3 protein-coding genes are annotated in these 6,206 nt (G+C 40.8%); 2 read left to right on the top strand and 1 reads right to left on the bottom strand.

Annotated features, from left to right (window positions below):
- Positions 1–114 precede the first annotated feature (114 nt).
- Complete coding sequence (locus ABIC84_RS25185) at positions 115–621, bottom strand: REP-associated tyrosine transposase (protein ID WP_426582250.1); 507 nt, start codon at positions 619–621, stop codon at positions 115–117.
- Positions 622–971: 350 nt separating this feature from the next.
- Here ABIC84_RS25185 and ABIC84_RS25180 point away from each other — a divergent pair, with 350 nt between their 5' ends.
- A complete protein-coding gene (locus ABIC84_RS25180; RefSeq protein WP_429265369.1) occupies positions 972–4,088 on the top strand; it encodes an AsmA family protein in 3,117 nt (1,038 codons plus the stop codon).
- A 342-nt stretch (positions 4,089–4,430) separates the two neighbouring features.
- The gene (locus ABIC84_RS25175) at positions 4,431–6,074 is read left to right on the top strand and encodes a tetratricopeptide repeat protein (protein ID WP_426582248.1); all 1,644 of its coding nucleotides are present in this window, start codon (positions 4,431–4,433) and stop codon (positions 6,072–6,074) included.
- Positions 6,075–6,206 lie beyond the last annotated feature (132 nt).

Below are 6,206 nucleotides of genomic sequence, written 5' to 3'. Positions count from 1 at the left end.
AAAATCTAAGTGGTTTTGCCCAATGGCGAAGCCCCGTCATTTATAACTCCTCAAAAAAACTTTTTTAAAATCCTTAGGTTAACGGCTATGGTGTTTTCACCGCACCACTTTTTTCTACATGTGTTCCATATAGTGCGTTATCAATTCATTGTCCTCATTATTGATATAGTACGAAGCTGATGAATGCAAATAATTTTCAGGTAATTGGCATAGCCCGGCTTTAACAGGGTTGTTGTGTATATAATCTAACTTTTGTTCGAGCACTGTGCGATTGTACATTGTTGCCTTATATGGTCGCCGTTCCCAAAACTGATACTCGCGATCGTTCTGAGTGCTTTTGTAATTGTCCAAACTTTGCGAGGTGTTTATTAAGCTAAACTTGAGTTGTTGCGCGGTAAATTTGCTGAAATGCTGTTGTACATTTTTGTTAAGCCAATGAGGTTGTTTGCACCACAAAATATGTACGTGATTAGGCATTATCACATAACCATAAAGCCATATCCTATTATTCTTTACTAAAAAGCTTAAACTGTCGATTACGATTTCTTTGTGATTATCCGGATCAAGTAAGGGTTGCCAGTTAAGGCAGGTTGCAGTAAAAAATTCTATGCCCTGATGCATTATTGATGTTTGTAATACGAATATAACGAATCACGTGGTGCGGTGAAAACACCAACCCACAGGCTTTTGGGATTTTAATCGTAATACAGTCTATAGTGAGCATAGGTTGTAAGGAATCATATGGTGCGGTGAAAACACTGACCATAGGCTTTGGAGTTTTATGACTTCCGATAAGGTTGTAAATTTTGCATTGAATAATCAAACTATAGTGCACAGTCTATACAGCTTGTGGTCAGTGTTTTCACCGCACTACTTGCGCCATCCCCCCATCATTTTCTCCTAACATTATTTGATACTCAATAATTGGGTTTTATGATTACTTTCATGCTTCGTTAGCTATAATAAGTTCTATGCCGCTCCCCTTTAAAAAAATATTGGTTAAAACGCTTAAAATAAGCGCCATCACCGTTGTTAGTTTATTGCTGTTGATGTTCCTTTTACCTTACCTTTTTCCCGAAACGGTAACGCAGAAAATTAAACAATGGGCGGCCGGCAGCGTAAACAGCAAGCTTTCCTTCTCAAGCACACACTTATCATTCTTTAAAAAATTCCCGTCTCTAACCCTTACGCTTAATGATTTTGTGCTGAATGGCAGCACACCTTTTCAAAATGACACGCTGGTTTCTGCCAAAGAAATTTCGCTGGCTATCGATCTTTCTTCGGTTTTTAAAAGCAAGATCAACGTAAACAAGATCTATCTTGATCACGCGTTAATCAACATCCAGGTTGACAGTGCCGGTAAAGCCAATTATAATGTTTACAAATCATCTCCTCCCAAACAGGATAACACAGCGGATACCGCAAGCGCATCATTAGGCATAGAACAGATTTTGATAGACAAAAGCCACCTGGTTTATGACGACCGTTCGCTGCCCATGCAGATCAACGCGCGCGAGCTTAACTACAAAGGCAGCGGTGATTTAAGCAAAGATATCTTTGACCTTTATAGCCATGTGGACGCGGCGTCAGTAGATTTTTATTACGGTAACAAAGCTTACGTACTTAAGAAAAAAGTAAATGCAGATCTGGTTACCAGTATCAATACCAAATCATTGGCCTTCGCATTTCAAAAAAATGATCTGCTTATTAACAAACTCCCGGTTAAATTTAAAGGCCGGTTTGAGTTCCTGAAAGATGGTTATGATATGGATTTCAAGATCAGGAGCGATCAGAATGACCTTGGTGACGTTTTTACCGCCATTCCGGATGAATACGCCAAATATGTTGATAACATGGATATCAGCGGTAATGGCATCATCCAGCTTGATCTTAGCGGAAAGTACATCGCCTCAAAAAATATTATGCCCAACCTGGGTATCAGCATGAAAGTGCGCGACGGTTCCATCGTTAACAAAAGTACTCCTGCGCCGGTTAAAAACCTGTACCTGAATATGGATGCCAGTTTGCCTGGCCTCAACCCCGACAGTTTAAAAGTTAATATTGATTCGGTTTATTTTAATATTGGTAAGGACTACTTTGGTTCGGTGCTGAAATTAAAGGGAATCAAATCGCCATATATTTATGCTAAAGTGAATACCGAAATTGACCTGGAGCAATGGTACAAGGTTTTTGGTATTAAGCCATTCCAGGTAAAAGGAAGGTATGGTTTGCATTTACTGGCCGAGGGTAAGTACACCACCGGCATCAGGAAAACGGGACTAAGGCAAAAGATTGATACCGTGATAACCAGTATTCCCCAATTTAAACTCAGGTCAACTTTCAGAAATGGCTATTTTAAATACAGCAAGCTGCCGCAGTCTATCAACAATATTAGTTTTGACCTGGATGCCGCTTGTCCGGACCATAACATTGGCAATGCCACTGTAGATGTGCGCAACCTGAACATTAATGCACTTAATAATTACATCAAAGGCTATCTAAAATTAAGCAATAAAGCAGGCGCATTGATTGATGCCGGGTTGAATGCTAAATTCCGTTTAGATGATATCAAGCAGTTTTATCCGGTTGATAGTATTGATTTCCGCGGTGATTTTGATGCCAACCTGCAAAGTAAAGGCAGGTATATTCCGGCCCGCCGCATCTTTCCGGTTACCAATGCGGAGATCAACCTGAAAAACGGATATATTCAAACCAAGTACTATCCGCACCCCATGCAAAATGTGCAGGTTAGCGTAAACATTTTTAACAACACCGGCTCGTTAAAAGGGCTTAAAGTGAACATTAAACCGGTATCGTTCAATTTTGAAGGACAGCAATTTTTGCTGAGGGCTAACCTCCGTAATTTTGATGACCTTGATTATAACGTAACTTCACGCGGTAGCCTTGACCTTGGTAAAATTTATAAAGTATTTGCCATAAAAGGATATGATGTAAATGGTTTTGTAAGCACCAACTTTAAACTGAAAGGAAAGCAAAGCGATGCAACCAGCGGTCGTTATGACAAGCTGGATAACTCGGGCAGCATGAAGGTGAAGAATATCAAGCTTACAACTGAGCTATTCCCGAAACCATTTTTTATCACCAACGGCGTATTCAGCTTTAACCAGGATAAAATGAAGTTTGATCAGTTTAAGGCTAACTATGGTAAATCAATAGTAGTGCTTGACGGTGCTTTATCCAATGTGATAGGCTATGCCATGCAACCAAACTCGCCGTTAAAAGGTGAGTTTAATTTGAAGAGCGATTTGATCATTGCCGATGATTTTATGGCTTTTGCCGGTGTGCCTGCATCTGCCAAACCAACCAAATCATCGGGTGTGATATTGGTGCCCTCCAATCTTGATCTTAATTTTGCTGCTGATGTTAAAAAGATAAAATATAACGGTTTGGATATCAGTGATGCTAAAGGTGCAATGAACGTCACGAACGGGCAAATTGTACTTAAGCAAACCGGTTTCAGCCTGATAGGTGCTCCCGTAGATATGGATGCCACTTATGGCAGCATCAACCCGCAAAAAGCATTTTTTGATTACCATATCAACGCCAAAGAGTTTGACATTCAACGTGCTTACCGTGAGATCAAATTGTTTCATGATATGGCAACTTCGGCCGAGCATGTACAAGGTGTTGTATCTTTAGATTATAAGCTGGCAGGTAAGCTTAACAGCGATATGAAACCTGTTTATCCGTCACTAAAAGGCGGCGGTGTACTTTCTGTAAAACAAGTAAAAGTATACGGATTAAAATTATTAAGCGCGGTTGGCAAGCAAACCGGTCATGACAGTGTTGGACATGGTGATGTGAAAAAGGTTGATATCAAAAGTACCATAGCTAATAACATCATGACTATCGAGCGCACCAAAATGCGTATTGCCGGCTTCAGGCCAAGGTTTGAAGGTCAGGTAGGCTTGGATGGTAAACTAAACCTGAAATTCAGGTTAGGGTTGCCTCCTTTCGGCATCTTCGGTATCCCAATGACCATTACCGGCACCCAGGATAAGCCCATCATCCATTTGGGTAAAGGCAAAAAAGAAGATGAACTTAAGGAGACACAAGACGAAGACTAAGACTAAGAGTGTCTGATAGTCTGCCGATTTCATTTGCAAAAGAAATAAAAGCAGGGATTGTGCGATTCCCTCCCCTGGGAAGGGGGTAGGGAAGGGTTTTAGCGAGATGCCTGATCATTGCAATGGCCAATAAGCCCCTGCCTGCCAATACACAATCCCAACGCACCCCTCCCAAGGGAGGGAATAAAAAACTCACGATGCATATTCATGAATATAAAATAGTTAACACGCGATAGTTTGTTAACATTAAGTTCATATTGAAATACTTCTTTTGTTTGTCTTTTTGTGCGCAGGCACCAAGAGACAACTTCTTTGCAATGACAATCCGCTTAGTTTTCAGATATGATTAAACGCTACATCAGGCTTATTCAATTAACCTTTTACCTGTTTATATTAATATCTGGTACAGCGGTACGTGCACAATCTAACAAAACCGACCGGTTTCAGCAGCTGCAATTGCTCTCTCAGCAACATCCCGATTCGGTACTCCTCGTGCTGAAAAAGATCCATGCTGATGCAATTCAGGATAATGATAACCTTGCTGCTGGTTTGAGCCTGCAGCAAATGGGGCAGATCTGTTTTAACCAAGGGCATTATGCCCAGGCCCTTGATTTTTATTTACATGCCAATAAGGTATTTGGGCAGGTTGGCAATAAGGACCTGCTGGCCGAAAATTTGGGTAAAATGGGGATCCTGTATTATTACAACAGGCAATCAGATAAGTCATTCCAGTTATACAAAAGAGCACTGACTTTATATAAGGTAACCAATAATAAAAAAGGCCAGGCCGAGATCTTTGGCGCTATAGGCCACCTGTACGAAAAGCACCATAAATACGACAGTTCGTTTTATTACCAGCGACTGGCCCTAAGTAGCTACAAGCGGATAGGCGACGATTACGGACAGGCAAAAATATACGAGAACCTTGGCAGCATTCATGAGGACCTGGCAAATTACGATTCATCATATTCCTGCTTTAAAAAATCGTTAGAGATCTACAACAAGTACAATAATGAAGTTGCCAGTATTGAGGTGATCAATAATATAGGCGATATTTTGCGGAAAACCGGTAAGTACGAAGAGGGGATCATTCAATCGCGTAAAGCTTATGCATTATCGTTGAAAACAGATAACCTGTACCAGCTGGCAGCCTCCTGCCGTGATCTGGGCAAATCATATCAGCTGCTTAACAAATTGGATAGTGCTTATCATTACCTGGAACTCAGCCGTAGGTATTCGCTTGAGGTTTACTCAAGAGAAAGCATTAAGCAAACCTCATTTTTACAGGTGATATATGATATGGATAAGAAAAGCGATGAAATTACGCGCCTTAACAATATCCGTAAAACCAACCAGATAGTCACTATTGCAGGTGTTACTATATCCCTGCTGCTTATTATCCTGGGATTTGTAACCTTCAGCAGGCAGCGCCTTAAAATACGTGACCAGCGTGCCCTGGCCGAACAGAACCGCTCGATATTTGAAGCCCAACGCGATTTAATGGAATTGGAGTTGAAGAACAAGCAACTGGAAGAAGAAAGCCTTAAACAGCAATTGGACCTTAAGGGGCAGGAGCTGTCATCGCACACCTTAAACCTGATCAAGAATAACCAGTTGTTAGAGGGCATGCGCAATACGTTGCAGGATATGGTGAAAGAGGATAAACGCGATCAGAAGCGGCAGATGCAGCAAATTATTCAGCAAATAAATCAAAGCTTTAACCACGAGCAGCACTGGAGGGAGTTTACCGTTGCATTTGAACAGGTTCACCAAAGCTTTTTCGATAAGCTCAAGCAGCGCACTAATGATCTCACCTCAACAGACCTACGCCTGATTGCCCTCCTTAAGGTTAATATGGATTCTAAGGATATTGCCGGTTTATTAGGGATTTCTATTGATAGCTTGCGGGTTGCACGATATCGTTTAAGGAAAAAACTCAATATTGAACAGGGCGAAAATCTTACCACTTTTATACAGGCGCTGTAGTTTAATTGCCGCTGATTTACTTGTCTTTTTGTGGCTTAACATTAGCTTAATGTAACGGTAATTGAATGATAATGGAGGTTTTTATTTTTTTTATTTTATTGATAATCAGTTTATTATACTTTTATGTTGCCC

The organism is Mucilaginibacter sp. 3215 (assembly GCF_050433785.1).
In the GTDB taxonomy this organism is placed as follows: Bacteria; Bacteroidota; Bacteroidia; order Sphingobacteriales; family Sphingobacteriaceae; genus Mucilaginibacter.
This window is presented reverse-complemented; position numbering and strand designations above follow the sequence as displayed.

Coding starts and splice junctions, on each gene's coding strand:
- ABIC84_RS25175 (WP_426582248.1), top strand. CDS start 4,431: ATGATTAAACGCTACATCAGGCTTATTCAATTAACCTTTTACCTGTTT.
- ABIC84_RS25180 (WP_429265369.1), top strand. CDS start 972: ATGCCGCTCCCCTTTAAAAAAATATTGGTTAAAACGCTTAAAATAAGC.
- ABIC84_RS25185 (WP_426582250.1), bottom strand. CDS start 621: ATGCATCAGGGCATAGAATTTTTTACTGCAACCTGCCTTAACTGGCAA.